Raw genomic sequence first — 26861 nt, forward strand, 5'->3', positions numbered from 1 at the left:
TGTCTTCTTCCTACCTTGGGCGGAGGGCAGTCACAACACAGAGCGAGGCAATGCCTTCACCCCTGCCGATCCAGCCTATCACGTCGTTGCCGCTCACCTTGACGTCGACATCAGTCGACCGAAGTCCAAGGAGGTATGCGAGTCTTCTCTGCATAGGAGCCTGGTAATCCCGCAATCTTGGCCTCTCAGCAACAATAGTGATGTCCGCCGAAACGATCCTCAGTCTGCGAATCCGTTTATCCGCCATGACACGTCCCAGAAGCACGGAGCTGTCGATTCCGACGAACTGCCCGTCTGACGATGGAAACATGCGGCCAATGTCTCCCGCCCCAGCACATCCGAGGACAGCGTCCATGACCGCATGCAAGACAGCATCGGCGTCCGATGTCCCGTCAAGCCCCAGCTCCGAGGCGATCCTGATGCCGCCGAGGATCAGCGGTCGCCCGGACACGAACCGATGGACATCGTAACCGAACCCCACCACGGTCCTGGCTCTCGCGCTGAATGCCGCTTCGACAATCTCAGCATCCCCTGGCACGGTCACCTTGATGTTCCGGGCGTCGCCTTCGACAGTCACAACCTGACCACCGGCTGACTCGATCAGCGCCGCCTCGTCACCAAACAATGCGTGATCCGCACCCCTGAGATACGCGGACTGGAGCGTTGCCACTCGGCAGAACTGAGGTGTCTGAACAGCGACGACCCCCGTTCTGTCCAGTATCTCTGTCCCGCCTGCCGACGTTCGCCGCAATGAGTCGGCCACCGGAATCACAGGTACGACAATGTCTCCCGTATCCCTTGCCGCGAGCAGTCTCTTCAGAAGTGCTCGGCAGACCAGCGGGCGGGCGCCATCATGAACCAGAACCCAATCCTGATCGGAAGCACCATTGTCTAGAAGCGTCTTGAGGCCGCAAAGAACGCTTTCGGCTCGCGTTGGACCTCCGCTCGCCAAAAAAACGTGCACGCGGCGTGGAAGAGCTGCCTGGGTAACGCACTTCTCCATCTTCGCACGGTCCTGCAGTCTGCAGACCAGAACCAGTCGGCGCACGGGTGCCTGGCACACCGCTTCCAGAGTAGTGCAGATCAGCGGTTTCCCTGCGAAAGGAGCGAGAAGCTTGTCCCCTCCAAACCGCGTACTGCTTCCAGCCGCCACGACAATGGCGGCAAGACTCGGCCGATGAGCTCTGACAGCCTTCACTGTGACTCGCCTCCGGCATCGGAGACTCGTGGAAAACTGGCGGCAATCGCCTCACTCACATAGCGTTTTCGATGAATCGTGAGACCATGGAGGTCCGAAAGGTCGTCGCGAACCTTATCGCTCACGATGAACTCTTTGAACCCCATGCGTGCCCCCAGCTCGATGCGCCGGTGCAAGTTGAACACGGGGCGCAGGTCTCCTGCGAGACCGACCTCTGCGATCGGCATGACCCCGTCACGTACTGCCACGTTGCGTATTGCACTGTACAGTGACAGGACGACACCAAGATCGATACCTCGATCCTCAACCGAAAAATCACCCGAGATATTGACATACACGTCTCTGCCTCCAGCGCTCGTGCCCGCCCTGCGTTCGATCACTGCCAGCGCGATCATGAGCCTGCCATAGTCCAGTCCGGTCGCAATGCGGCGCGGGGAAGGCAGGTAGCTAGTAGCAGCCAGAGACTGGACTTCAACGAGCACAGCAAAACTCCCCTGGGCTGCAGGGACCACCACAGACCCCGACTGCAGGTTGTGTACGTCGGTCACGAACGCGCTCGACGGATCCGAAATGGGTACGAGCCCTGACGACGTCATCTCGAAGAACCCGGTCTCCCCGCTCCTGCCATAGCGGTTCTTCCCCGACCTCAGCAGTCGGTACGCACCAAATCGATCTCCCTCCATGTAGAGGACGGCGTCGACCAGATGCTCGACGTACTTGGGACCCGCAATCGTCCCGTCCTTGGTCACGTGCCCGATGATCAGCGCAGCCACTCCAGACTTCTTGGAGAACCCGGCGATGGCAGCAGCAGTGATCTTTAGTTGAGCCGGCGTACCGGATCCGAAGAAATCCTCCTCCGTCGAGAACGACTGCAGCGAGTCCATGACAAGCGCCACCGGTCTAGCTCGATCAGCCATGGCCAGCGCATCAGCAAGCGAGTTGGTGGTGGCAAGGAGAAGGTTCTTCGGGTCCAGCCCCAGTCGGCGAACGCGCCCGAGGATTTGAGAGCGAGACTCCTCACCGCTCACGTACAATACCTTTCCGTGTTGTCCCAGAGCAGTTGCCGCCTGCAGGACAAGTGTCGACTTTCCGATGCCGGGTTCCCCTCCCACAAGGACGGCAGAGCCGACCACCAGGCCACCTCCCAATACTTCGTCCCATGGTCCGATATCTGTCACCATGCGCTGCTCCGGCTGGACATTCTCCGATGCGACTTCCAGATCCGCCTCTGCGGGCAGTATCCCGGAAATCGGCACTCTCGAGGCCGGCCGCTCCGTGACCTCGATTCCGGGCACGTCCTCAACGAAGGAGCCCCAGGAACCGCACTCGGGGCACTTTCCGAGTCTCGAGACGCTGATATGTCCACACTCGCTGCACCTGTACTGAACCTGGGGCTTCGCCATCGTGCCCTCCTATGTCGAGACAAGAACGTCAGTCCTGTGACTCCCTTCTCTTCAGCTGAGGGAACAGGATAACCTCACGGATAGACTCCACGCCGAGCAGAAGCATGACAAGCCTGTCGATGCCGATGCCCAGCCCACCCGCAGGCGGCATGCCGTACTGCAGGGCACGCACGTAGTCGAAATCCATGGACTGGCTTTCGTCATCGCCCCCGGCTTTCGCTGCAGCCTGCTGCGCAAACCTTTCTTCCTGGTCCACAGGGTCGTTGAGTTCGGTGAAGGCATTGGCAAGCTCCATCCCGTCGGCAAAAAGCTCGAAGCGCTGAACTCTCTGCGGCTGATCCGCCATGCGCTTGGCAAGCGGCGAGATTTCCACAGGATAGTCATGCACAAATGTCGGATCGACGAAGTTGGGCTCGACCATCTTGTCGAAAACCTCGTTGACGACGTTGGCATAGTCGAACGACTTGTCCATGTGAATGCCGAACTCAGCGATCTTGCGGTGCGCCAGCCCATCATCGCGCAGCTCCTCCAGACCAACACCCGCGTACTTCTGCATGGCCTCGTCGAACGTCATCCGGGCAAATGGCCCGATGAAGTTGATCAGCCGCTCGCCCATGTGCACCTGCGACACACCCGTGACCTTTTCCACCAGGTCAAGGATGAGGTTCTCGGTCAGGCTCATCATACCACCAAGGTCCGAATAGGCTTCGTACAGTTCCATCATCGTGAACTCCGGGTTGTGCACCGTATCGATGCCCTCGTTCCTGAAACTGCGGTTGATCTCAAAGACCTTCTCGAAACCGCCGACCAGAAGCCGCTTCAGGTACAATTCCGGAGCGATGCGCAGGAATAGGTCCTGATCAAGTGCATTGTGATGCGTCACGAACGGTCGCGCAGTGGCACCACCCGCGATTGGCTGGAGCATTGGTGTCTCGACCTCAAGATATCCTCGCTCGGTCAGGTATGTCCGGATATGCGAGACTACATGGGACCTCTTCTCAAAAGCGTCTCGAACCTCCGGGTTGACCATGAGATCGACGTAACGCTGACGATAACGGATTTCGACATCCGTGAGGCCATGAAACTTTTCGGGCAACGTACGGATCGCCTTCGACAGAACCCACAGTCTTGCGACAGCGATGGTCTTCTCTCCCGTCTTTGTTACGAACAGTGTTCCTTCGACCCCAATGATGTCACCGGAATCGACGTACTTCTTGAACCAGTCATAGGCAGGCTCTTTGAGGTCGTCAGAGCGCACATACAGCTGGATCCGCCCGGACATGTCCGCCAACACGAGGAAACACGCCTTCCCATGGCCACGAACAACCATGACGCGCCCTCTGGCACGAACCGTCCTGTCTCCCAGCTCATCAAAGTGCTCCGCGATGTAGGCTGCCGCAAGCGCGTCCCCAAAACTGTGACCAAACGGGTCAATTCCCTGTTGGCGAAGTTCCCCAATCTTGTCCCTGCGGCTTTGCTCAACCTCGTTGAGTTCCAGCACGACTATACCTTTTCGATGGACAGAATCTTGTACGAGACTCGACCCTTGGGGATACGCACAGCAACGGTCTCCTTCTCGCGCTTCCCCACGAGGGCCTTGCCCACCGGACTGTCAATGGAAATGTGACCTTCCATGGGATCAGCTTCAAGATTGCCGACGATGGTGAACCAGCGAGTTTTGGCAGTCTCGATGTCGAGTACCTGAACCTTACAGCCCATGTGAACTTCGCCTGTGCCCGTATCGTCTGGTTCGACGACCACGGAGCGCTCGAGCTGACGCTCGACGTCCATGATGGTCCCCTCGATGAACGCCTGCTCCTTCTTTGCCTCTTCGTACTCGGCATTTTCCGACAGATCGCCGAACCCTTTGGCGTCCTTGATGCGCTCTGCGATACGAAGGCGCTCCTTGGTCTTCAGCCTGTTGAGCTCCTCAAGCATCTTCTTGTGCTGAGAGGGGCTGATGTACAGCTTCTCTTCCTCATCTTCACGCACATTGGTAAGTTCAATCTCTTCGTCGAAATGCTCTTCTTCGTCATGCATCATGGCGAACCTCCTCGCTGGCACTCGTGCACAGCGCACCGTACTCATTCAGCAGCTTCTTCAGCTGGTCTGCTTCCTTCACCTGGTTGATGCGCCCTCGATACGTCGTCGCCTCAGGGAAGCCCCTGAAGTAGAAGGCGAGGTGCTTGCGCATCTCCTTGACTCCGATGACCTCACCCTTGAGAGCGACCTCGCGGTCGACATGCTCCTGCATGACCCTGAACCGCTCGTCAACGCCAGGCTCGCGAGGACTCCTGCCACCCAAGACATCGTTAATCTGCTCGAAGACCCACGGATTCCCGAGAGCCGCCCTTCCTATCATCACGTAGTCGGCTCCAGTGTAGTCGAGAAACCTCTTTGCGTCCTCAGCCTTCTTGACGCCTCCGTTCGCAATGATTGGTATAGTCGCCTTTGCCTTTGCCGCAGCGATGACATCCCAGTCCTTCGAGCCCGAGCGTCCCTGCACGGCAGTACTGCCGTGAATGGCAAGGGCTGCTACGCCGTTCTTCTCGCAAATTGCCAGGATTTCTTCGGCAACGTTGTCGTCGAGGAGGAATCCCTTGCGTATTTTCACCGTCACTGGCAGCCGTGTCGCCCGTACAACCGCGGACGTGATTGCATCGATAAGCGGAAGATCCCTCAGGAGCGCCGATCCGGCACCGGTCTTCACGATCTTTGGCTCGGGACATCCCATGTTGATGTCGATGGCATCGACCCCGGCCTTCGCCAGAACTTCTGCAGCTTGTGCCATTGCATCAGGCCGAGCCCCAAACATCTGACAGTCGACAGGGCGCTCGACAGGATCGAACACCAGCATCCCGAATGTCTTGACATTGCTGAACGTGATGCCGAGGGACGAGACCATCTCTGTGTAGACCATGGCTGCGCCATAGCGCCGGCATAGAATGCGAAAAGGGGAATCGCCATACCCTGCAAGGGGCGCAAGGAAGGCACGCCCATCAAGCTTCAGCGGCCCAATGTTCACTCAGTCCTGCCCCTGTTCAGCTCAAAGAGGATTCGCAAGCCATCGAGGGTGAGATTCAGATCATGCACACAGGGGGTCCGCAAGCCAGGAACCACTACACCCGACAGCCCGCCTGTCAGGATTACTCTAGCGTCTGGACAACCCGTGTCCTGGCGGATGCGCTGAATCATGCCGTCGACCATGAATACCGCACCCCAGACAACGCCAACCTGCATCTGCGTGATCGTGTCGATTCCAAGGCTCGTTGCCGGGCGTTCAAGCTCAATACGGGGCAATTTGGCCGTCTTGGTAAACAGGGATTCGCTTGAGTTGAGAAGGCCGGGCGCTATGGAGCCCCCAAGGTACCTTCCATCGCCGCTCACAAAGTTGAACGTCGTCGCGGTCCCAAGGTCGATGATGATGCAGGGGCCCCCGTATTTCATATACCCGCCGACACAATCAGCAATACGGTCGGCCCCCATCTCCAACGGGGACTCGACCTCCCATGCGATATTGGTATTGAGTGCTGTCGAGACCATGAGGGGTCGGAGATGAAACATGCGATCGACGAGGCGCCGCATGATCGGCGTGAGCGGTGGGACAACAGAAGCTAGAACAACAGACTCTATGTCCCCCGGCTGGACATCGGAAAACTGAAATAGACTGCGGATGAACACGCTGTATTCATCGGCAGTCTTGCCCCGGTCGGTCGTCAGGCGCCAACTATCGCGCAGGACAGTACCATCGAACAGGCCACAGACTATGTTGGTGTTCCCGACATCAATGGCAAGAAGCATGGTGGCGCGCCTTCAAAACCAGAATGGCGGAGAGACCGGGATTTGGACCCGGGAGGCGGTATTAGCCACCCACTCGCTTAGCAGGCGAGTGCCTTCAGCCACTCGGCCATCTCTCCGTGCTTTGGAATCTGACAAACCCGTACTATTGCACGGGCTCTTATTGATTATACCGGCTTCCCGCACATTATCAAGGGTCAGAGCCTTCGCAGACGTCAGAACAGCACATCGTCCCCGCCGCTCGAGGCACTATCATGACCCTTCAGATATCGCCGGCCCAGGTCCGTTATGACGCGTCCCTGCGATGTCCGCGCGATGAAGTTCAACTGAACCAGATACGGCTCGATCACGACGGACACCGTATCAGGGTCTTCACTGATGGCAGAAGCCAGGCTGTCGAGTCCCACTGGGCCGCCTCTGAACTTTTCATCGATCGCGCCAAGGAGCCGCCGATCGATGTCCAGCAGGCCATACTTGTCGATGTTGAGCCGTGAGAAAGCCTCGTCGACCAGCTTGACATCGACGACGGAAGCCCCCGCGTATGCCAAGTAGTCTCTGATGCGTTTCAGGTTCCGAAGTGCTATGCGAGGAATGCCGCGTGAGCGACCGGCAATGCGTCTGGCAGCAGCCGGCTCGACAGACGTCTCAAGCCGGCAGGCGGCATTGGCAATGATCTGAGCCAGTTCTTCCTCATTGTATGGATCCATGCGCATGACGATGCCGAACCTGTCGCGAAGAGGGGCGGACAACATGCCAAATCGGGTGGTCGCTCCTACGAGTGTGAACGGCTTGAGACGTATCGTCAGTGTCTTGGCGCTTGGTCCCTTCCCAAGAATGATGGGCAGTTGAAAATCCTCCATTGCAGAATAGAGACTCTCTTCCACCGCGGGGGGCAGACGATGAATCTCGTCGATGAACAGCACATCCCTGTCCCTGAGCGATGCCAGAATGCTGGCAAGATCACCCGCCCGTGTAAGTGCCGGTCCGCTCGTGAACTTGAACCGCACACCAAGCTCCGCGGCAATGATCTGCGAGAGTGTCGTCTTGCCCAGACCTGGAGGACCGTAGAGCAGGCAGTGGTCCAGCGGCTCGTTGCGGCTGAGTGCGGCCTTGATGAAAATGGCCAGGTTGCGCCGCAGCTGCTCTTGTCCTATGAAATCCTCCAGACGTCGTGGCCGCAACGTCGAACCCACCGCGTCACCCTCGGGCTTCCCGGACGGCAGTGGGGCTTGAGCAACAGTCGCTTTCCGACGTACCCGCTTCTCCTCGCCGGCAGCCATATCTTATTTCCTCGAAAGATGCTGCAAGGCATCACTCACGAGTTCCTCGGCTGAACGGTCCTTCGTAGCGCCAAGCTCCCGGAGAGACCCACTGATCTCTTGTTGTGAATATCCGAGAGACCGGAGCGCCATCTCCACCTCTGCCAATACGGTGGGTTCGGTTCCTGTCATTCCCTCCACAGACAGAAGCTCAGCATACTTGCGATTGACGATCGGACGCAACTCGATGAGGATGCGCTCGGCATTCTTCTTCCCTACGCCGGGCGCGGAAGTGAGTAACCCAACACTCTGTTCCCGCACGGCTTCGATGAGGCGAGATGCAGGTACAGCACGCAGAAGGCTCAGGGCGGTTTTGGCGCCTACGCCCGGAACATGCTCGACCAGGTCGGCGAAAACTTCATAGTCCAGCGGTTCAACAAAACCGTAGAGCTCCTGCCGGTCTTCCTTGACGACATGGTATGTCCGCAGTTCGACCTCTTCCCCAACCTCAAACATGGTGGGGTCCACCACCCGTACCTCATACCCGATGTCGCCGACAAGAACGATGACGGCGGAATCCAGTCTGCGATATACGGTCCCCCTAATCAGTGCAATCATCGGTCTCCTCCGCCAGAACTACCTCGCGATAGGCCCCCGTGAACGTATGGCAGAGGGCGATAGCAATGGCGTCCGCTGTATCATCAGGTGAAATGTGCTCCTCGACACCAAAAATCTGGCGCACGGCAATCTCGACGTTCTTCTTGCTCTCCATGCCATATGATGAGACGGCCTGCTTCACCTGCTGAGGGGTATACTCGAACGCAGGAACGTGACATGTGCCGATGGCAAGGACGATGACTCCGCGCGCCTCACTGACCTTCATGACCGTCCGGGCGTTTCGAAAAAAGAACAGAGACTCGAGGGCCACCGCATCCGGCTTGTACCTGCGGACGAGTCGGCGAACGCTGTCGTAGATGTACTTGAGCCTGTCTGGATACGGCGTGCCAGGATGGGTCTCCAGACACCCATAGTCGAGAAGGGCTACGGTGTCGCCGTCTGACGAGACGACACCGTAGCCGATGCGTGCCAGTCCGGGATCGATTCCCAGAGTAAGCATAACGTCTCTAGCTTTCCTGCTCCAGCAGCTTGATGATCTCGTCGCTCATCTCGTAGTTGGAGAAGTAGTCGCTGACGTCATCGTGCTCGTCCAGCGCTTCCTCCAGCCGCGCGATTTTTCGCGCATCGTCAATGGCGACGGCAACAAGAGTCTTGGGAATCATGGTGAGAGACGCGGACTTCACGACAATCCCGGCAGCCTCGAGGGCCTGACGCACCTTGTAGACATCCTCAGGTCCGGTGACGACGGTCGTCGTCTCCTCGTCCTGCTTGAGGTCCTCTGCGCCGCTGTCCACTGCAATCATGAACAGATCGTCGTATCCCTTGTCAGCTGGATCGATTTCCAGCGAACCCTTCCGCTCGAAGCCCCAGCTGACAGATCCGTTCTCGCCCATCGCGCCACCGTGCTGAGAGAGGATCCTCCTGATTTCCGACGTCGTGCGGTTCTTGTTGTCAGTCGAGGCCTGGATGATGAATGCAGTGCCATTGGGACCGTAACCTTCGTACGTGGTCTCCTCGTAGCTGACACCCTCCATCTCTCCGGTTCCGCGCATGATTGCCTTCTTGACGTTGTCATTGGGCATACCCGCTGACTTGGCCTTTTCTACGGCCGCCCTCAGCCGTGTGTTCGTGTCGGTACTCCCGCCGCCTGCCTTCGCCGCGATAATGATCTCACGAGTGATCTTGGTGAAAGCACGACCGCGCTTGGCGTCTTCTACGCCCTTCTTGGCCTGAATATTGTGCCACTTGGAATGCCCGGACATCTAGACCTCCTGATTTGAGCTCTGCCCTGCCAATTGCAGAAAATGTTCATGTACCCTTGTATCGCTTCCAAGCTCCGGATGGAACGAAGAAGCAAGGAGCCTTCCCTGCTGCACATAGACCGGCCCCTGTGCTACCCTTGCCAATACGTTTACAGAAGGTCCTGTCCGGATGATCACCGGCGCCCGAATAAACAGCGCATGTAATGGTGTATCTAGCCCTTCGATTCCCAGATCTTCCTCGCTGGACTCCTTCTGACGTCCAAACGCATTCCGCTGGACAGTCACATCCAGAAGTCCCAGATGAGGCTGCGCCTGGCTTCCCTCAATCTCCCGAGCCAAGACGATCATTCCTGCACACGTGCCATAGATCGCCAGTCTCCCTGCATTGAAGCGGTCGACGATAGCTCGATCCACTCCGTACTTGACCATGAGCTTCCCCATGGTCGTGCTTTCGCCTCCCGGGATGATCAGCCCATCCACCAATTTGACTTCCTCGGGGAGACGAACGAGGCAGACCTCCACGCCAAGGAACCGCACCATCCTGGCGTGTTCTCGAAAGTCGCCCTGAAGAGCGAGGACGCCGATGACCACGTTTAGTTGCCCCTCACCTGCATCTTATCCAGCTCGACGAGCGTGCGTGCGTCTATGCCTGACATCCCTTCCTTCAGGCCCTTGCTTACCTCGAAGAGCACCTTGGGATCTTCCCAGAAGGTCGTTGCGGCCACGATGGCTTTTGCTCTCGGAAGTGGATCGGAACTCTTGAAAATGCCAGAACCCACAAAGACACCATCGGCCCCAAGCATCATCATAAGCGCCGCGTCAGCCGGGGTGGCAATGCCCCCCGCTGCAAAGTTGACCACAGGAAGGCGTCCCAACGTACGCACTTCGCGCAGTAGCTCAACATTGACCCCAAGGTCCTTCGCCTCGACCACGAGTTCATCCTCAAGCATCGATTGCACCTTGCGAACCTCGTTCATGACCGCTCGCATGTGGGTGACCGCCTCAGAGACGTCTCCGGTGCCCGGCTCGCCCTTCGTCCTGATCATCGCAGCTCCCTCGCTGACACGCCGCAGCACCTCGCCGAGATTGCGCGCTCCACATACGAAGGGAATCTTGAACTGCCACTTGTCGATATGATAGGTGACGTCGGCGGGAGTCAGCACTTCGCTCTCATCAATAAAGTCGACGCCCATATATTCCAGTATTCGTGCTTCGGCAATGTGCCCGATTCGTACCTTGGCCATGACGGGAATCGAGACGGCGTCTATGATCTGCTCGACAAGTCCCGGGTCAGCCGCCCGTGCGACGCCACCTTCCCTGCGAATATCAGCCGGAATCCGTTCAAGTGCCATCACTGCCACTGCACCGGCGTCTTCGGCAATCGTCGCCTGGTCGACCGTCGTGACGTCCATAATGACGCCACCCTTGAACATCTCTGCCAAACCACGCTTTATCTTGGTCGTTCCGATTTCAGCCATGTCGTTGTCACCTCTTCAACCCCTAAAGTCTACTGTCATTTGGTGATTTGGCAACGTATTCGGCTGCACACCTTCCGGCCAGAAATCCGGTCGAGAAAGCTGCCTGCAAATTGTAGCCACCGGTGACGGCCTGCAGGTCCAGGAGCTCGCCGGCAATGAACAATCCGGGGACGAGTCTCGATCCCATGGATCGCGGGTCGACCTCCCGTAGAGCAACACCCCCCTGCGTGATGATCGCGGAGGCGAGAGGGTCGGCACCTGTGCATCTCAGCTCCACGCCCTTGATTGATCTGGCCACCACAGCAAGTGTTTTCTTCGGCAATGGCGTCCTGCCCTTTGCTTCGATGCCCCACACGCGCATCAGCTCAAGAGCCATCCGCCTCGGAAGGAACCTCGAGACATACACCAGGATCTCATCAGCATTTCCGCAAGCCTCGATGTCGTGAAGCTCCTGATCCAACGTCTTCTCGGGCCGCAGGTCCATGCACAGAAGGACAGCCTTGCTCTCGGCAAGGGCCGGTGTGACGGCCAGACTCAGCGACAGGACGGCTGGCCCTCCGATCCCTCGGTCCGTTATCATGACTTCTCCCTGCCTTCGAGCCAGCAGCTGAGGACCAACCCATGCCTCGACAGCGACGCCTTCGAGCGAGGCCCCCGCAAGTTCTCTCAACCACTTCTCGGGACAGTGCAGGGAAACCAGGCCAGGAAGCAGGCGACCGGGGTGATGGCCCACGCGCTCAAGAAGCTCATAGCCGTCTCCTGTCGACCCTGTACCAGGGTAGGATTTTCCACCCGTGGCCACGACCACCGCCCGGCAGCGGACGGACCCACCAGACTCCAGACCGATCTTCCAGTCGCCGGACCCAGAATCCATGCTTCGGACGCGAGCCGAGTAGCGAACATCGACGCCATTTCGCACGAGAAGCAGCCCGAGAGCCTGGACGACGTCCTGCGCCTTATCCGTCACAGGGAACACTCGGCCACCCCGCTCGGTCTTGAGTTGCAGGCCGGCTTCGGCGAAGAGGGCGACAAGGTCATCCGAGAAAAAGGAATCGAACGCCGGGTAGAGGAATCGGCCGGAAGGGCCGAAGGCCTGGACAAACTCGCCGACTGAACGCGCATTTGTCACGTTTGCCCTGCCCTTGCCCGTGATCGCCAGCTTCCTGCCGAGCACCCGATTCCGTTCGAGGATGAGGACTGAGCCATCATGGCCAGAGGCTTTGAGGTGCCTTGCAGCAGACAATGCCGCCAGCATGCCGGCAGCACCACCACCTATGACACAGACCTCAGCTCTTGTTTCCATCGCCGGCTAGATTATAACAGATTTGTGTGCGTCACTACTGCCACGTTGCTCAGCAATCCTCACTGTTCTTCTTGCCAACCGGGGGAAATGGAATACAATCAACGTTGTGCGCCCGTAGCTCAACTGGATAGAGTGACGGTCTACGGAACCGTAGGTTACAGGTTCGATTCCTGTCGGGCGCACCAGTCCTGACATGGCTCTCACAGATGTTGATTGCATGCTCCTTGCTCTTGATGAGGCCAGGCGTGCCCTTGATGAAGGAGAGATCCCCGTGGGATGCGTTGTTGCGAGGGCTGGTGAACTGCTTGCTTCTGCACATAACATGCGAGAGAGCGCCAAAGACCCGACGGCACATGCCGAGATGCTTGCGTTGCGCTCCAGTGCCGAGCGTCTCCAAGATTGGCGGCTGGACGGATGCGTCCTGTATGTTACTCTTGAGCCGTGTCCGATGTGTGCTGCCGCAATAGCTCTTGCGAGGGTACAGCGGGTGGTCTTCGCAGCGTACGATTTCGACAATGGAGCAGTGGGCAGCAATGGCAATATGCTTACGCGGCCTATCTTTGGATATGCTCCGGAGGTGGTTTCTGGTTTGTTGCGCGCTGATGCCGAGGTTGTCCTGCAACAGTTCTTTGCACGTATCAGGTCCAAACGGAGAGGTGGCTGAGCGGTTGAAAGCGCCTGCCTCGAAAGCAGGTGACGGGGTTCCCTCGTTCGTGGGTTCAAATCCCACCCTCTCCGCCAGCATTGCGCAGATGCTGGAGCTATCATCGGCCCATACAGTTCTTGATGCCGGAGTGCAGCCGTGAACCCGGGATTTGCCCCCAGATACGGCATCGGCTTTGCTTCGCTTCTCGATGAAGTCTCCAGTGTACCCCTCAGCGTCACGGGAATTGTTCCTCCCGACCTCATCGGCACGATGTACAGAATCGGCCCCGGCAGGTTCCAGATCGGGGGTCACTCTGTTGGACACTGGCTGGATGGCTTCGCCCTCCTCGCATCAGTGAGCTTTGGACCACATGGGGTCACCTGCAGCAACCGCTTCCTTGCGAGTTCCTGGTATCGCCGAGCCCTGACGGAAGACGCCGTGCCGGCTGGCGGTTTCGATTCCCAATCCATCCACCGGGGCAGGCATCTCACGAGCGACAATGCCAACATGAACATCACGAGTTGGAGAAACGAGCTGGAGGCTCTCGGCGACACACCACAGAGGATCTTGATCGATCCCGCGACGCTGGCGACAATCCGCACAAGGCGATGGACTCATCTGAACAGATGCTGCGCGTCCTCGCCACACCCCATCTTTGACCGGCTCACCGGAGAGCGTTTCGACCTGTCGCTCTGCAACGGGGATCCTGCGGGATATGTCATTGCCGTCACCAGTCCTGAAGGAACGACGCGACGTTTGTGTGCTCTCCCGTCTTCGCGCCTTGGATACATGCACTCCTTCAGCGTAACGCAACGATGGGTCGTTCTCGTCGAAGGTCCGTTCACGGCATATCCTCGCTCCCTGAGCTCATCCAGACGTCTATACCTGCGCAACTATGTCTGGGATGCAGGGCGGGGGAGTAGAATCCTGGTCGTCGATCGGAGGACAGGTGCGCTGAAAGCGACGCTCTCCACGCGCCCACTGTTCGCACTCCACCACATCAATGCCTGGGACGATGGAGATCAGATCCTCGTCGATCTCGCCGCCTACGCGGATCCGAGTATTCTCGACTCTCTGGCTTTCGACCATGGAGAGGTTCCTGCAGGCGACTTTCCCGCTCCGCTGGCGACCCGGCTGGTCATTGACCTGGAGCACAAGCGAGTCCTTTGCTCGCCGCTGAAGTGCCCGCCGGGAGAGTTCTGCATCATAGACGCCAGGTTTTCGATGCGCCCGCATACCATCCTCTTCGCAGCAGGACCGACGAGAACGGGCGAGCCAATCGACCGGCTGTGGCGTTCCGACTTGACGACCGGTCCATTTGTCGCGTGGTCATCCGACAACTGTCTCCCCGGCGCTCCGATTCTTGTTCCCGCTGCTGCGGACGGTCCAGAAGGAGAAGGCTGGCTGCTCTCAATCGTGCTCGATGTCCTGGCGAAACGCTCATTTGTTTTGATTCTGGACGCTGCGACAATGACCGAACAAGCCCGCGCATGGCTTCCCTGGGCGCTACCGTTCGGACTGCATGCACTGTTCGTGCCAGAGGAGGCAACGACATGACTTCATCGAAACAGGTACGCGCTTCGTCCTGCGGGGTCCCCGCCGGGGGTCGCTACGAACGTCAGCTATGGATGAAACAGGTTGGCCCTCGGGGACAGAAGAAGCTGTCAAGAGCGTCTGTTCTGGTCGTGGGAGCCGGAGGACTCGGCTCCCCGATCCTTCTGTGCCTGGCTGCGGCCGGCGTGGGTACGCTGGGAGTGGTCGATGGAGACACCGTGAGCCTGTCCAACCTGAACCGGCAAATGCTCTATGTCACCGGAGACATCGGTCAACCTAAGGCTCTTGTCACAAAGGAACGGTTGGCGGCTCTAAACCCGGAAGTACGTGTCGAGGCCTATCCAAGCCGGCTGGACCCAGACAACGCCTATGCTCTCTTTAGCGCCTACGACATGATCGTCGACGCCACAGACAACTACAGTACGCGATATCTCGTTTCCGACGCTGCTGTCCTTTTTGACAAGCCGCTGTTCGTCGGTGCGGTCAGCAACCTCCACGGAATGGCATTCACGGTCATCCCGCGAAAAACGGCCTGCTTCCGCTGCCTCTACCCCAAGTCTCCTACTACTGCCATGGCACGTGAGGAGAGAGCCCGCGGCATTCTCGGCAGCACTCCCGGCATCATCGGATCCATCGTCGCGCAGAACGTGCTCAAGTATATTGTCGGGTGCGGAGACTGGCTGGCCGGAAAAATGCTGCTCGTGGACGGAGAGGACAATCGCTTCGACCTCGTGCCGCTTGAACGCGACCATGCGTGCCGAGTGTGTGGTGACCTGCCAACCATTACCGAGTTGTTCTCGATGAAAACAGATTCCCGGCAGAGTTCCTGCTGAAGACAGGGAACCCCGCCGGGAATGTAAACGTGCTGCACCTGCCGCAGCGCTCTTACCGTTCCAGTCGGCAGGCTACTTTCCATCCTTCAAGCTCCAGGGCCAGGGCACCGTCCTCGACCGCGCCGGTGACTACCGTCACTTCGTTTGCAAGGACTTCCTGGGCTACGTCCTGCACCGCAGCGGTGAGCGCCGCCGTCACTGCTGCATCGGTACACGTCAGAGCAAGGCGTACGCGATCCGTCACCTGGTAGCCTTTGTCCTTGCGCTGCCCCTGAACAAAGTGTTCAACCTCTCGCACATACCACTCAGCTCGCAACTCCGGTGTGACCGCAGCATCGACCGCCACGACAACGTTTGCCGCCGACGCTGCGAACAGTCCGCCTTTCCCGGAAACCGTGCTGATGACGTCATCCTTCGTCAGCAGGAATGCCGTTCCGTCCAGTTCCACTGAAGCCTGACCAGTGCTCTCAAGCTCAGCATAGACTCTCTCTGGATCTGCGGCCAGTGCCTTCTGGATGGCTGGGATCGATGTTCCAGCCCTCCTGCCGAGGACAGGCAGGTTGGGTCGGAGCGCGAACTCGGCTATGTCCGCGGCGTGAGTCGCTTCAGCGATGGACTTGACGTTCAGCTCATCGCGGATGATTTCGGCATGGGAAACCAGCGCTCTGTGAGCCTGCGCGTCGTGGACGTAAACTGTCACCGCACTGAGCGGCTGCCTGGTCTTGACGCCTGCCTGCTTTCTGGCTGACCTTCCCAGCGACACGACATCCATGATCACCTGCATCGCGCTCGTAAGCTGCGGGTCGAACATGGACTCGTCAACCTCGGGCAGGTCGAGGAAGTGTACAGAAAGCGGGGCCTCGACATCGCCCGACCGGACGAGGTTCTGGTAGATCTCCTCCGACATGAAGGGCGTGAAGGGCGTCAGCAATCTGGCAAGGTTGACCAGGACCCTGTAGAGCGTCTGGTACGCCGACAGCTTGTCAGTATCGTTTTCGCTTCTCCAGAAACGCCGCCTGCTCAGGCGCACATACCAGTTGCTCAGCTCCTCGACGAAAGCCTGGATGCGCTTCGTCGCCGGGTTGATATCATAGGCCTCCATATCTGCACGCACTTCCCGGACGAGCACCTGGAACCGACTCAGAAGCCACCGGTCCAGTTCTGGCCGCTGGCCAAATGGCAGCTGAGCAGCGTGCGGATCAAAATGGTCGATATTGGCGTACAGCACGAAGAAACTATAGACGTTGCGAAGTGGTATGATGAAGTTTTTGAGGGCGTCGGCCACAACGCTCGGCCCAAACCGTCTCGGGTACCAGGGTGGAGTGCTGGTATACAGAGACCATCGGAAAGCATCAGCTCCCTGCTTGTCGAGAATACTCCAGGGGTCAATGACATTGCCGAGATGCTTGCTCATCTTGTGGCCCTTCTCGTCCAGCACCAGTTCGAGTACCATGCAACGCCTGAACGCGGGCCTGTCGTTGAGAGCCGTGGAGATAGCGTGAAGGGTGTAGAACCACCCACGTGTCTGATCGATTCCTTCTGAGATGAAATCCGCCGGATACATCTTCGCGAACTCGCCTTGGTTCTCGAATGGATAGTGCCACTGTGCATATGGCATTGAGCCGGAGTCGAACCAGACGTCGATGACTTCCGGGACACGGTGCATGACACCACCGCACACCGGACACCGCAGTTCGATCTTGTCCACGTAGGGGCGATGCAGTTCGACCTCGGGATCCGGGTTGACAGCCATCTCGTTGAGTTCAGCGATCGAACCTACCGCGTGCTGGTGTCCACAGGAATCGCAGACCCAGATGGGCAATGGAGTCCCCCAGTAGCGTTCGCGGGACAGCGCCCAGTCCTTGATGTTCTCCAGCCAGTTGCCAAATCGCCCGTCCTTGATGTGGTCCGGGTACCAGGTGATCTCCTGATTGTTCGCAACCATGTGGTCCTTGAACTCCGTCGTGCGGACGAACCACGAGTCCTTGGCGTAGTAGAGAAGAGGCGTATCACATCGCCAGCAGAACGGATAGTCATGTTCGATCCTCTCCGTCTTGAGCAGTCTCCCGTCGGCCTTGAGCTGGCGGCGAATATCGGGATCGCTTCCCTTGGCGTCCTTGCCGGCCCACGGCGTCACTTCAGCTGTAAATCTGCCTGCAAGGTCTACAAGCTGGACAAACGGAAGTCCCTCTTTCAGTCCGACGTTGAGGTCGTCTTCGCCAAACGCAGGAGCAAGATGGACGATGCCTGTGCCGTCCGCCGTCGTCACGAAGTCTGCGATGACGATGCGCCACCCACGCGCCTCTTCATCGGGCGCAACACTGGCATAGTCGTAGAGGCGCTCATATCGGATCCCTGAAAGCTCGCTCCCGAGATAGGTGCGCACGAGTGTCACATGTTCGGCATCATGACCAAACACTGCAGCCAACCGTGCAGAAGCCAGAAGATACCGTTCACCATCCAGTTCGACAACCGAGTACTCCACACCCGGGTTGACCGCGAGCGCGACGTTGCTCGGCAAAGTCCAAGGCGTCGTCGTCCAGACCAGCGCTTTGACACCCTCCAGTCCATCTGATGCCAGGGAGAACTTGACGAAGACCGTCTCATCGGTGACGTTCCTATAACCCTGCGCTACTTCGTGCATGGAGAGAGCGGTCCCGCAGCGCGGACAGTACGGCACAACCTTGTGCCCCTGGTACAGCAACCCCTTGTCGTAGAAGGTCTTGAGGATATGCCAGACCGATTCGATGTAATCGTTGGTATAGGTCGCATACGCATGTTCGGTATCCAGCCAGAAACCGATGCGGCTGGTCATCTTCTCCCATTCCGCCTTATACGTAAAAACACTGCTCTTGCACTCGCGAACGAATGCTTCGACGCCGTATTCCTCGATCTGCTGCTTGCCGCTGATGTGAAGTCGTTTCTCGACCTCGATCTCCACGGGCAGACCCTGGCAGTCCCAACCGCCCTTGCGGGGGACATAGTAGCCTGTACCTGCCTTATACCTTAGAACCGTGTCCTTGAAAACGCGGGCCAGGCCGTGGTGCACGCCGGGGATGCCGTTCGCGGTCGGTGGCCCTTCGAAAAACACGAAGCGCTCCTTGTCTTTGCTCAGGTCGAGCGACTTCTCGAAGACATGACTGGTTTCCCAGAATTGGATAATAGCCACCTCCTGCTCGACAACCTTGTCGGCAGGCAGTACGGGTTCAAACATGAGACGTCTCCTCGTGTGAAGGTTTCACTGCGGAAATCCGCATATATACTACGTCGCCGGGTAGCGTTGTCAACCAGGTGACAATCACTGACCCCCCTCTAGAACAGGCTATCGAGGCACTCCTTCACGGGTGCGAAATTCACCTTTGCGACCGACCGTAGCACGTCCTTGCCCTTGTCTGACGCCAGGCGCCGCATGAACGCCTGCGTTTCCATCGAAGCTCCCTTTGGCAGCCGGACGATTCCATTGTCTCTTGCAGTACGCTCGAGACCGTCAAGAAATGCGCTCCTGGCAAGAACCGAAGCGGCAGCCACTTCAGGATATCGTTCTGCGTGCGTTTCTACGACGAAGCGGAAGCTCTGCGGAGACTTCCAAAGAGCCATCGCTCTCCCTCCGTACTTGTCCAGGATGACCGTGTGAGCCTTCGATGCAGTCGCCAATTCGAGCAGCAACTCGGCATAGACCTCGTTGAGCAGGATGTTCACGTTGTGCACGCGCGCATACCGTGAGTTGTAGTCATGGGGCATGAGGATGTGAATGCTCGACACGCCGATACCGTTCAGTCTTGTCGCGACGGTACGCACTTCCGTATCTGTCATGAGCTTGCAGTCTCGTGCCCCGGCTCGCACGACCTCCCGTCGTTCTGACTTGCCGCGAGTGGCAAACGCGGCAACGACAAGTGGACCGAACAGGTCTCCCTTGCCCGATTCGTCTCCCCCGACGATCGGGAACTCGAGACTCTTGTTCGCCGGTTCCGCGTGAACCAGAATCCTTTCCGCGAGCCGAACCTGCCTGTCGCAGTCCAGCCCCTGGAACAGGACCTTGCCGCTCCGATAGCCAGTGACGACCGAACCCTCGCTCCTGGCCAGGAAGGACGCCCCCACAGGCAGCTCCTGGTCCAGGGTGGCACCACCCGCAGTCAGAGCCAATCGGAGACGTTCCTGCTGCTCTTGCGTCATTGTTTTCACAGTGTTCATGGATGGATTGTCTCCTCTTTCGACAGATGTGCAACAACGGTCAAACACAAGGGGGCCGGCGACTGCCGGCCCCCCCTGACAAATCAGTCGATAGTGTGTTACGGCTTGACGACGGTGATTCGACCCTCGACGGTCGGGTTGATCTCTGGATGTGCCTTGACGTAGGCAACAAGACCATCACGCATCCATTCTCCGGACATGTAGACGACCTTGGCCCCCTTCAGCATGGCATACCCATCACCGCCGGCAGCGGTGAAATCTGCAGTGCAGAGCTTGTACGTGGCGTTCATGTCCATGGGCTTGCCATCCTTGGTCATGCTGACGACACGCGAACCCTTGGGCTTGGCCGGGTCAAACGTGAAGCTGAATCCAGACACCTGAAGGAACCCTCCCAGCTGCGCAGGATACGCGCTGACAGAGTTCTCGAGAGCTTCCTTGAGGGTGGAACCCTTGATCTCCAGGACGACCAGCAGGTTGTCGAACGGGAGCACGGCAACGATATTGCCAACTGTGATGTCACCGGCAGGAACGCTGACGCGAATGCTGCCGCCGTTCTCGAACGCGATATCCGCACCCGTGGAGATGCGCATCCAGTCGGCGATGTAATTGCCGAGGTTGGTTTCTTTCGTACGAACGTTCGCGCGTTCGCCGTCAAGCGCAACGAGAGCTTTGCCGACGACGACGCTCAGCTTGTCCTTCAGCTGGTTGTTATACCCGTCGACGATGGCCTTGACAGCAGGGTTTTCGGCGACAGTCGTCACAGTTGGTACAAGTTCATAGGTGACCCTCTGCCCGGTGATCTTTCCTTGGTAGGTTGTGAAATCGATGACCTCTTTGCCGACATACGCACCGGCTGTGCCGGTCTGGGTGATCATGGTCTTGCCAACCATCGCCGTCTTCGTCAGGACGGTGTGGGAGTGACCACCGATGATCAGGTTGATGCCAGGTGCACCTGCAGCGATAGCAGGGTCCAGCGGAGCGCCGCCGCTGTCATATCCGCAGTGGCTCAGAGCAACGATGTACTGGGCCCCCTGCCCCTTCAGGTCGATGACTTGGTTCTTGGCAGTAGCTATAGGATCAGCGATTCCGACTCCTGTCAGGCTTGACGGCGCTACGATGATAGGAAGGTCCGTCGTCACGACACCGAACAGTCCGATGTTGATCCCGGCCACATTCTTGATGACATTCGATTTCCAGCCGAGATTGACGCCCGTCACGTTCGCATTCACGTAGTCAAACTTGGCGTCTGCGATCCGGTCCTTCAGGACCTGCTGACCATAGTCCCACTCGTGGTTGCCGAGTGTTGCCACGTCGTAGCCCATCGCGTTGTAAGCATCTGTCACGCTCTTACCCTGGAACAGGTTGGCGACTGTGGCACCCTGAATCGCGTCGCCGGCGTCGACCAGCAGAACATGGTCTGTGCCAAACGTGCTGCGGACGCCATTGATGATGGTGGCCTCGCGGGCTGCCCCCGCAACGCTGTTCTTGTTGGCATCCGTCACGGCCAGCAGGTTGCCATGGAAGTCGTTGGTATGCAGGATGACCACGGTCGGGAAACGCATCTTGACGACCATATCGGCCAGTTCGCCCCTCGTGAGCTGGTGCTTCGGGGCAGCGGCCTGCTCAGCCGTGATGAAGCCCTTCGATGCGGCAAACGCCACGTATGGCAGCGCCCAGTCCGAGATGATGAGGTTCATGTTGGGTTTCCTGCCGGACTTGCCACTGGTGCCACCGGTAGGGATCTCCTCGAAGTTGGCGAGGTCAAAGATCGCGATCTGGTCGTATTCCTCGCCCAGCGTGACTGCATAGCTCCGCCAAGGGATCGTCGTGCTCACGTCGATATACGTCTTGCCCTTGTAGTACCATGTGCCAAGAGCATACCCTGTCCGGTCCAGCAGCCACTTGGCGTTCTTCATCGTATATGCCTTGAGGTCGCTACCAGTCGGATAGCCATTGACAACCATTCCAGGGGCCACGGGGGCAGAGATAGCGTACATCTCCACTCCACCAAGAGACTGGCCGGAACGCATGTTGATGGTCGCTCCGCCGTTCTTCTTCGTGTCCGCTGCCAACGCTTCCCAATTCCACGTGCCGTCCGCATTGCGGAACAGGTTTGGGACCTTGTCCAGAGGTTGCGCGCAGAGATCGTACCTTGAAGCCTCGTATCCATATCCGCTTGCTCTCATCAGGGCAGTGACTGCCTGTTCAGTTGTGACTGGGGCACTGGGCGCGAACGTTCTGGCCGACGTACCGTTCATCAACTTGAGAGCTTCGACGGTCCCGATCGCTCGGGCATACCACCCGTCGCTGGCGACGTCGACGAATGAACTTCCGTGATTGCGGCTGCCGACCGCGACGTAGGACCCGGTGATGATTGCCGCGAGATCACCGCGCGTGGCCGTGGAATCAGGAGCAAATGCCCCTGCGGGGAACTCGCTCAGTGCGCTCTGCCTGTTGAGCGTATCGATCGCTGCGCGATACTGCGAGTTGAGATAGTCCGGAACGAGGTACCAGTTGTTGTCGACTGTCGCATCGATCGTCCCTGTCTCCTTGACGTACTGGATCATCAGGTTGCGGACCTCGTCGCTGGACTGGTAGACAATCGGTGCGCCCTTGAACCCAAGGAATCCGCCACCGCCCGCGCGGTAGTTGTTGAGAGCCAGTGTGTAGGAAGCGGTCATATCCATGGGCTTGCCGTGGTACATCAGGCCGCTGATGCGCTGACCAACCGGTTTTGTAACGTCGATCACGTAGTCGGCTCCCTGCAGCATGTCGTAGTTGTAGCCCCTCACACTGGAGTTGACCAGACTGGTAGCTGTCTTGCTATAGGTGTACGTGTTGAAGTAGGTCGCAGACCACTCAAGCTCATCCTTGATCTGCTGTCCGGTCACCTCAATGGCAAACAACGTATTCTCGTAGATGTAGAGAGAATACATGTCACGGACCGTCAGCGGCCCCTTCTTGAAACTCGGGGCAGGATCCGGCAGCATTGCTGCGAGCGAGAGATCGGTGTTGGCGTACTTCATCTGGACCTTCTGAATCAGGTCCATGATGGCACTATCCTCAGTCCGAGACGTGATGCCAGGGAAATCCCCCGTCGCTTCGCCAAGCGGCTGTTTCATGTAGTTGACGGCCGTTTCGTGCTGTGTCTTGGTTGCATCGAGAATGGCCTGATCAGCCACGGTGTCGGCAGTTACAGGGAGATTGGCTCCGGTTTTCGTGACAACCTTCCAACCGGTGGCAGTCTGTTCCATAGTGATGTCTGCCTTGCAGATCTCGACGCCTGCGTTCTTCGGCTGCATGACAAGAACGCCATTGAGCGTCTTGCCCGGGATAGACAGGTGGGTATGCCCGGTCAATATGACGTCGATACCAGGAACGGTCATCGCAATGGCATACGCCTGGTTCTCGATTGAGGTGCCAAGATCCTTGCCGGTGTCGATATCCTTCTCGAACCCCTCGTGTGCCAGGACCACCACAAGGTCTACCTTCTCGGTGTCCTTGAGGACCTTGACCCACTTCTGGGCCTCTTCGACCGTATCCTTGAAGACAAGACCCTTGATGTTGGCGGGAACTTCCCAGTTCGGGATGTTCTTGGTCGTCAGGCCAAGGATGCCAACCTTGACGCCGGCAACCGTCTTGACGATGTACGGCGTGAAGTAGTTGGTGCCATCTTCCTTGTAGATGTTGGCCGAAAGCCAGGGAAACTTGGCCTCGGACCGGGCTTTGTCGACGATAGCGAGCCCATAGTTGAATTCATGGTTGGCAAGTGTCATGGCATCGTATCCCATGATGTTCATGGCTGCGACCATCGGGTTCTTCGCCGTCGTATCCACCTTGTTGAAGTAGTACGTCAGCGGTGTACCCTGCTGGTTGTCGCCGTCGTCCAGGAGAAGGGTATTGGGGTTGTCAGCTCTGACGCCTTTGACCAGCGTCGACAGCTTTGCGAGTCCGCCGTTCGCGGGCGCGTCCTTGAAGTAATCATACGGGTAGATGACCCCATGAACGTCACTTGTCTCGAGCAAGGTTATCTTCACCGTCGTGGCAGCCGTGGCTGCCTTGAACGGGAAGCTCGCGAACACCAGGCCCAGTATGAGAACCACGCTGAGCAGAACTGACAGGCGCTTCTTCATTCCATTCCTCCCGACTTGCAGAATAGACATCTTGACCACGAATATTGTAGTCCCGAGACAGGAGAATACAATTTGTAGGCCGCGGTTGAGAAAGATCAGTCGCGACGGAAAGGAGCGCCAGTGGAACTCTCAGTCGTGCATATGTCGACCGTTCAGCAGGCCCATGATCTCCTGAATGGCTTGGGGTGCTACTCTGTAGGGGCCGATCTCATGGCGGCCAAGGCGGTATTCCTTGTGATGCGGGTGAATGGCCTCCTCCCGCAGGCTGCCAACATCCTGAAACAGGAGATGCTGGCCAAAGGGGGCGAGGTCGCCGTTCCATCCGGGGCTCTGCGCATGGAAGCAGGACGCGTGGACTGCATCGTGATGGGAACACTCGCCCAGTACGCTCGCCTTGTCGACATCCTGATACAGCAGCCTTTCGAGCTGTCAGACCTTGCGGAGAGACTGCGGCTGTTTGCAGGATTGGCAGCTGCCCGCCCTGCCAGGAACTGGTTTAGCGCGGGCGCCGGCATAGCCGTCGGGGGCCTGGTCGACTGCGACTTGCGGCCTTCGGGGGTTCACGATCACGCAGCCAACGCCGTTGCTCTCGCATGGAACCTCCTCGAGCAGCGATCGGACTTCCTTGTGGTCACGGGTTCCGATAACTCCATGGTACAGGACGTGGCCCAGCGACTTGTCGGCACTGCTGCGTGCCCCGTCACAGCGTGGGTCCCGCACAGCCGGCCCATCACGCTGGCGCCGTCAATGCCCGTCATTGCTCAACAAGGCTACGGGCTTCCCAAAACCGATGGAGCGGTCCTGGCTCTGTGCACCGACGCAGGGGCAACAGACTTCATTGACGAACTCGTGTTGGCTGGTGTTGGCACCGAAAGGCTCTTTGTAACGACCATGCTTCACCGCGGTCCCTCCGATACAGTTTCCGGGCCCCTGGTTCCGGTCGGTCTTCCTCGGCTGGATGCCGTCCTTGTGCGGCAAAAAGACATCGCCATGCTCTCCATGAGTATGAGAGCAAGTGTGCTGACCCGTCTCGTGGACCGTGGAGCAAGCGTCTTCATCACGGACGCACCCCGCCATGTCGGTGAACTGCTGGATGCCATCCGTGAGGATCCATGGAACTGCTCACCTATGCGAACATAGCGTCTACGCAGGACACTGCACGCGAGATCGCACTTGACGGCCACTTGCTGCCATTTGCTGTTACAGCCGAGACACAGTCAGGAGGAAGAGGGCGACGTGGCAAGAGCTGGGATTCGCGACCAGGAGGCCTGTGGCTGACGCTGGCTCTGACAGTACCGTCGGCTGAGGCAGTTCGTCAGTCCGCAATGGCCGCTGCACACGGCGTGGCAAGCGCCTTGTTGACCGAGACTGGCGTTCGCACACTCGTGAAATGGCCCAATGACCTGCTTGTCGAACGTCGCAAGGTCTGCGGCATCCTTGCTGAGACGCTCGTTCAGTCTGGAACGACAATCCTGCTGGTGGGCATCGGCGTCAACGTCAACAATATCGTGCCGCCGGATCAGTTGCCGCGGGCGGCTTCGCTGATAGGAGAACTGGGACATAGCATCGATGTGCAGCATCTCCGTGCAAGCGTCCTGAACATGGTGGAACTGGACATCGACACGCTCATTCTGCGTGGCTTTGATGCCTTCCGCCCCTGGATGGACGCCAATCTAGCCCTGCGAGACGAACTCGTCACAGTCGAATTCAACGATCAGCGGGAGTCCGGCCGCGTGGCTGGACTGTCAAGAACCGGCGCCCTCCTTCTCAAGAACCCTGACGGGTCACTCACGGAGGTGGACGCCGGAAGCGTCTACGACTGGTAGGCAGCTCTCACCGACTCAGTGCTTTTCACTGTTGAGCCGAGCCGCCTTGAGGACATTGTCGAACAGCATAAGGGTCGTCAATACGCCGACTCCACCGGGCACCGGTGTGATCAGCGATGTCTTTGGGCGAACACCCTCGAAATCGACATCCCCTACGATTTTCCCATTGACGTCGTTGATGCCCACGTCGATGACGACAGCACCTTCCTTGACGTACTCAGCCGTAATCGCCCTGGGTCTGCCCATCGAGACGATCAGGATGTCTGCCTCACGCGTGTACTTGACAAGGTCGACGGTCTTGGAATGGCACACCGTGACCGTGGCGTCACGCTGAAGCAGCAGAGAGGCAACTGGCTTGCCCACGATGTTGCTGCGGCCCACAACAACCGCGTTCTTGCCCTGGATGCGAACACCATAGTTCTCCAGGAGAGAGATAATCGATCTTGCGGTGGCTGGAACAAAGTGAGGCTTGCCGATCATCAGCTGACCCATGTTGAAGGGGTGAAAAGCATCGACATCCTTGTCGGGACTGATAGCGTGCAAGACCGAATCCACATCATATTCCTTGGGCAAGGGAAGCCCGACGAGGATGCCGTCGACGTCCTTCGAGTCGTTCAGGTTGTGGATGAGCTCGAGCACCTCGGCAGCTCCGACTGAATCGTCGATCTTCCGGAGCTCAACATAGAACCCGAGTTCCACACCCTTGTGCGACATGTTCTTGAAGTAGACCATTGTCGACGGGCTGTTGCCAACCACAATCACGCTCAGCGAGGGGTTGTGTCCTTCCGACTTCAGGCGTTCAACCTCCTTGGTGATCTCAGCTTCGATCTTGCGCGTGAACAACGATGCTTCCATAATGGATCCCATATTTCTCTCCTTTTCGACGTAATCCGCCGGCTACTCAGCCGGTCCGGGAATGTAGTGTTTGCAAGCGATGTCCGGGCAGTACCTCGGCGCCGGGACAGGCCTCGTCATCCCCACTTGTTCTTGTTCACGTGCACCCTGACCTCTGCGACGGAGAACTGCCGGACAAGCCTGGCCGCTTCCTTGGCTTTCGTGAAGGTGCGAAGGCAGCCTGGATCAAGGTTGTCCTCGATGCCGGCGTCGGCAATAGCTTCAATCTTCGCCAGCTCAGCGAGCAGGTCACTGTGCAGCTGGTTCGTCTTCCGAGCACGTTCGATGACCCCGACCTGTTCCTCGGAGACGAGTTCGAACTTCTCCGCAGGAGTCCCACACTTGGGACACGCCTCAGGGGGATTCTCCCCCTCGTACAAAAGCCCACAAACAGTGCAACGCCACATCTTCATAAGAACCACCTCCGTCACCAGTGTACTTGGAACGCCAATGCAATCAACAACT

General features: G+C 58.3%; 23 protein-coding genes and 3 tRNA genes. 7 read left to right on the forward strand and 19 right to left on the reverse strand.

Annotated features, from left to right (window positions below):
- Nucleotides 1-10 precede the first annotated feature (10 nt).
- The 14 genes from ispF to C0398_00670 all read right to left on the reverse strand — a co-directional run bounded on the left by ispF (nucleotide 11) and on the right by C0398_00670 (nucleotide 12319).
- Nucleotides 11-1198: a 2-C-methyl-D-erythritol 2,4-cyclodiphosphate synthase gene (ispF, locus tag C0398_00605; GenBank protein ID MBA4364492.1), complete on the reverse strand. Its 1188-nt coding sequence runs from the start codon at nucleotides 1196-1198 to the stop codon at nucleotides 11-13.
- Complete coding sequence (locus tag C0398_00610; protein ID MBA4364493.1) at nucleotides 1195-2601, reverse strand: DNA repair protein RadA; 1407 nt, start codon at nucleotides 2599-2601, stop codon at nucleotides 1195-1197. Before C0398_00610 ends, ispF begins: the two co-directional genes overlap by 4 nt.
- A gap of 28 nt (nucleotides 2602-2629) precedes the next feature.
- Nucleotides 2630-4108 carry a lysine--tRNA ligase gene (lysS, locus tag C0398_00615; protein MBA4364494.1) on the reverse strand — a complete coding sequence of 493 codons (1479 nt, stop codon included), beginning with the start codon at nucleotides 4106-4108 and terminating at the stop codon, nucleotides 2630-2632.
- Entirely contained in the window at nucleotides 4105-4641 is a 537-nt protein-coding gene (locus tag C0398_00620) for a transcription elongation factor GreA (GenBank protein MBA4364495.1), read from the reverse strand. The genes lysS and C0398_00620 overlap by 4 nt, the downstream gene beginning before the upstream one ends.
- Nucleotides 4634-5626, reverse strand: coding sequence for a tRNA dihydrouridine synthase DusB (locus C0398_00625; GenBank protein ID MBA4364496.1), 993 nt, complete (start codon nucleotides 5624-5626; stop codon nucleotides 4634-4636). The genes C0398_00620 and C0398_00625 overlap by 8 nt, the downstream gene beginning before the upstream one ends.
- Nucleotides 5623-6402, reverse strand: coding sequence for a pantothenate kinase (locus tag C0398_00630; protein ID MBA4364497.1), 780 nt, complete (start codon nucleotides 6400-6402; stop codon nucleotides 5623-5625). Before C0398_00630 ends, C0398_00625 begins: the two co-directional genes overlap by 4 nt.
- A gap of 24 nt (nucleotides 6403-6426) precedes the next feature.
- A tRNA-Ser gene (locus C0398_00635) sits at nucleotides 6427-6518 on the reverse strand.
- A gap of 96 nt (nucleotides 6519-6614) precedes the next feature.
- Nucleotides 6615-7679, reverse strand: coding sequence for a Holliday junction branch migration DNA helicase RuvB (locus C0398_00640; protein MBA4364498.1), 1065 nt, complete (start codon nucleotides 7677-7679; stop codon nucleotides 6615-6617).
- A gap of 3 nt (nucleotides 7680-7682) precedes the next feature.
- Entirely contained in the window at nucleotides 7683-8276 is a 594-nt protein-coding gene (gene ruvA, locus C0398_00645) for a Holliday junction branch migration protein RuvA (GenBank protein ID MBA4364499.1), read from the reverse strand.
- The gene (locus tag C0398_00650) at nucleotides 8260-8775 is read right to left on the reverse strand and encodes a crossover junction endodeoxyribonuclease RuvC (protein MBA4364500.1); all 516 of its coding nucleotides are present in this window, start codon (nucleotides 8773-8775) and stop codon (nucleotides 8260-8262) included. Before C0398_00650 ends, ruvA begins: the two co-directional genes overlap by 17 nt.
- 7 nt (nucleotides 8776-8782) lie before the next feature.
- Nucleotides 8783-9538 (reverse strand): YebC/PmpR family DNA-binding transcriptional regulator, encoded by a 756-nt coding sequence (locus C0398_00655; GenBank protein MBA4364501.1) that lies wholly within the window; start codon nucleotides 9536-9538, stop codon nucleotides 8783-8785.
- Entirely contained in the window at nucleotides 9539-10129 is a 591-nt protein-coding gene (locus tag C0398_00660) for a pyridoxal 5'-phosphate synthase glutaminase subunit PdxT (protein ID MBA4364502.1), read from the reverse strand.
- A gap of 2 nt (nucleotides 10130-10131) precedes the next feature.
- The gene (locus C0398_00665; protein MBA4364503.1) at nucleotides 10132-11016 is read right to left on the reverse strand and encodes a pyridoxal 5'-phosphate synthase lyase subunit PdxS; all 885 of its coding nucleotides are present in this window, start codon (nucleotides 11014-11016) and stop codon (nucleotides 10132-10134) included.
- Between the two features lie 22 nt (nucleotides 11017-11038).
- Nucleotides 11039-12319 (reverse strand): aminoacetone oxidase family FAD-binding enzyme, encoded by a 1281-nt coding sequence (locus C0398_00670; GenBank protein MBA4364504.1) that lies wholly within the window; start codon nucleotides 12317-12319, stop codon nucleotides 11039-11041.
- Between the two features lie 108 nt (nucleotides 12320-12427).
- On the opposite strand from C0398_00670, the gene C0398_00675 reads away from it, so the two are divergent.
- The 5 genes from C0398_00675 (at nucleotide 12428) to C0398_00695 (ending at nucleotide 15352) form a co-directional block, all read left to right on the forward strand.
- Nucleotides 12428-12504 (forward strand) — tRNA-Arg (locus C0398_00675).
- An 8-nt stretch (nucleotides 12505-12512) separates the two neighbouring features.
- Nucleotides 12513-12983, forward strand: coding sequence for a tRNA-specific adenosine deaminase (locus C0398_00680; GenBank protein ID MBA4364505.1), 471 nt, complete (start codon nucleotides 12513-12515; stop codon nucleotides 12981-12983).
- Nucleotides 12970-13060 (forward strand) — tRNA-Ser (locus C0398_00685). The genes C0398_00680 and C0398_00685 overlap by 14 nt, the downstream gene beginning before the upstream one ends.
- Before the next feature lie 61 nt (nucleotides 13061-13121).
- Complete coding sequence (locus C0398_00690; protein ID MBA4364506.1) at nucleotides 13122-14522, forward strand: hypothetical protein; 1401 nt, start codon at nucleotides 13122-13124, stop codon at nucleotides 14520-14522.
- Nucleotides 14519-15352: an adenylyltransferase gene (locus C0398_00695; GenBank protein MBA4364507.1), complete on the forward strand. Its 834-nt coding sequence runs from the start codon at nucleotides 14519-14521 to the stop codon at nucleotides 15350-15352. Before C0398_00690 ends, C0398_00695 begins: the two co-directional genes overlap by 4 nt.
- Before the next feature lie 52 nt (nucleotides 15353-15404).
- On the opposite strand, the gene C0398_00700 is transcribed toward C0398_00695, so the two are convergent.
- The 3 genes from C0398_00700 to C0398_00710 form a co-directional block, all read right to left on the reverse strand.
- Nucleotides 15405-18566 (reverse strand): isoleucine--tRNA ligase, encoded by a 3162-nt coding sequence (locus C0398_00700; protein ID MBA4364508.1) that lies wholly within the window; start codon nucleotides 18564-18566, stop codon nucleotides 15405-15407.
- A 98-nt stretch (nucleotides 18567-18664) separates the two neighbouring features.
- Entirely contained in the window at nucleotides 18665-19543 is an 879-nt protein-coding gene (locus C0398_00705; protein ID MBA4364509.1) for a hypothetical protein, read from the reverse strand.
- A gap of 98 nt (nucleotides 19544-19641) precedes the next feature.
- Nucleotides 19642-23706, reverse strand: coding sequence for a hypothetical protein (locus C0398_00710; GenBank protein MBA4364510.1), 4065 nt, complete (start codon nucleotides 23704-23706; stop codon nucleotides 19642-19644).
- 90 nt (nucleotides 23707-23796) lie between these two features.
- Here C0398_00710 and C0398_00715 point away from each other — a divergent pair, with 90 nt between their 5' ends.
- Together C0398_00715 and C0398_00720 are read left to right on the forward strand one after the other, a co-directional pair.
- Complete coding sequence (locus C0398_00715; protein ID MBA4364511.1) at nucleotides 23797-24816, forward strand: hypothetical protein; 1020 nt, start codon at nucleotides 23797-23799, stop codon at nucleotides 24814-24816.
- A complete protein-coding gene (locus C0398_00720) occupies nucleotides 24789-25502 on the forward strand; it encodes a biotin--[acetyl-CoA-carboxylase] ligase (GenBank protein MBA4364512.1) in 714 nt (237 codons plus the stop codon). The genes C0398_00715 and C0398_00720 overlap by 28 nt, the downstream gene beginning before the upstream one ends.
- Nucleotides 25503-25517: 15 nt before the next feature.
- On the opposite strand, the gene C0398_00725 is transcribed toward C0398_00720, so the two are convergent.
- On the reverse strand, nucleotides 25518-26369 hold the full coding sequence (locus C0398_00725; protein ID MBA4364513.1) for a bifunctional methylenetetrahydrofolate dehydrogenase/methenyltetrahydrofolate cyclohydrolase: 852 nt from the start codon (nucleotides 26367-26369) through the stop codon (nucleotides 25518-25520).
- A gap of 104 nt (nucleotides 26370-26473) precedes the next feature.
- A complete protein-coding gene (locus C0398_00730; protein MBA4364514.1) occupies nucleotides 26474-26809 on the reverse strand; it encodes a rubredoxin in 336 nt (111 codons plus the stop codon).
- Nucleotides 26810-26861: the final 52 nt, after the last annotated feature.

This window comes from Coprothermobacter sp., assembly GCA_013824685.1.
In the GTDB taxonomy this organism is placed as follows: domain Bacteria; phylum Caldisericota; class Caldisericia; order Cryosericales; family Cryosericaceae; genus Cryosericum.

Coding starts and splice junctions, on each gene's coding strand:
- C0398_00670 (MBA4364504.1), bottom strand. CDS start 12,319: ATGGAAACAAGAGCTGAGGTCTGTGTCATAGGTGGTGGTGCTGCCGGC.
- C0398_00650 (MBA4364500.1), bottom strand. CDS start 8,775: ATGCTTACTCTGGGAATCGATCCCGGACTGGCACGCATCGGCTACGGT.
- C0398_00680 (MBA4364505.1), top strand. CDS start 12,513: ATGGCTCTCACAGATGTTGATTGCATGCTCCTTGCTCTTGATGAGGCC.
- C0398_00655 (MBA4364501.1), bottom strand. CDS start 9,538: ATGTCCGGGCATTCCAAGTGGCACAATATTCAGGCCAAGAAGGGCGTA.
- C0398_00720 (MBA4364512.1), top strand. CDS start 24,789: ATGGAACTGCTCACCTATGCGAACATAGCGTCTACGCAGGACACTGCA.
- C0398_00710 (MBA4364510.1), bottom strand. CDS start 23,706: ATGTCTATTCTGCAAGTCGGGAGGAATGGAATGAAGAAGCGCCTGTCA.
- C0398_00610 (MBA4364493.1), bottom strand. CDS start 2,601: ATGGCGAAGCCCCAGGTTCAGTACAGGTGCAGCGAGTGTGGACATATC.
- C0398_00700 (MBA4364508.1), bottom strand. CDS start 18,566: ATGTTTGAACCCGTACTGCCTGCCGACAAGGTTGTCGAGCAGGAGGTG.
- C0398_00640 (MBA4364498.1), bottom strand. CDS start 7,679: ATGGCTGCCGGCGAGGAGAAGCGGGTACGTCGGAAAGCGACTGTTGCT.
- C0398_00630 (MBA4364497.1), bottom strand. CDS start 6,402: ATGCTTCTTGCCATTGATGTCGGGAACACCAACATAGTCTGTGGCCTG.
- C0398_00705 (MBA4364509.1), bottom strand. CDS start 19,543: ATGAACACTGTGAAAACAATGACGCAAGAGCAGCAGGAACGTCTCCGA.
- C0398_00725 (MBA4364513.1), bottom strand. CDS start 26,369: ATGGGATCCATTATGGAAGCATCGTTGTTCACGCGCAAGATCGAAGCT.
- C0398_00695 (MBA4364507.1), top strand. CDS start 14,519: ATGACTTCATCGAAACAGGTACGCGCTTCGTCCTGCGGGGTCCCCGCC.
- C0398_00730 (MBA4364514.1), bottom strand. CDS start 26,809: ATGAAGATGTGGCGTTGCACTGTTTGTGGGCTTTTGTACGAGGGGGAG.
- C0398_00620 (MBA4364495.1), bottom strand. CDS start 4,641: ATGCATGACGAAGAAGAGCATTTCGACGAAGAGATTGAACTTACCAAT.
- ruvA (MBA4364499.1), bottom strand. CDS start 8,276: ATGATTGCACTGATTAGGGGGACCGTATATCGCAGACTGGATTCCGCC.
- C0398_00665 (MBA4364503.1), bottom strand. CDS start 11,016: ATGGCTGAAATCGGAACGACCAAGATAAAGCGTGGTTTGGCAGAGATG.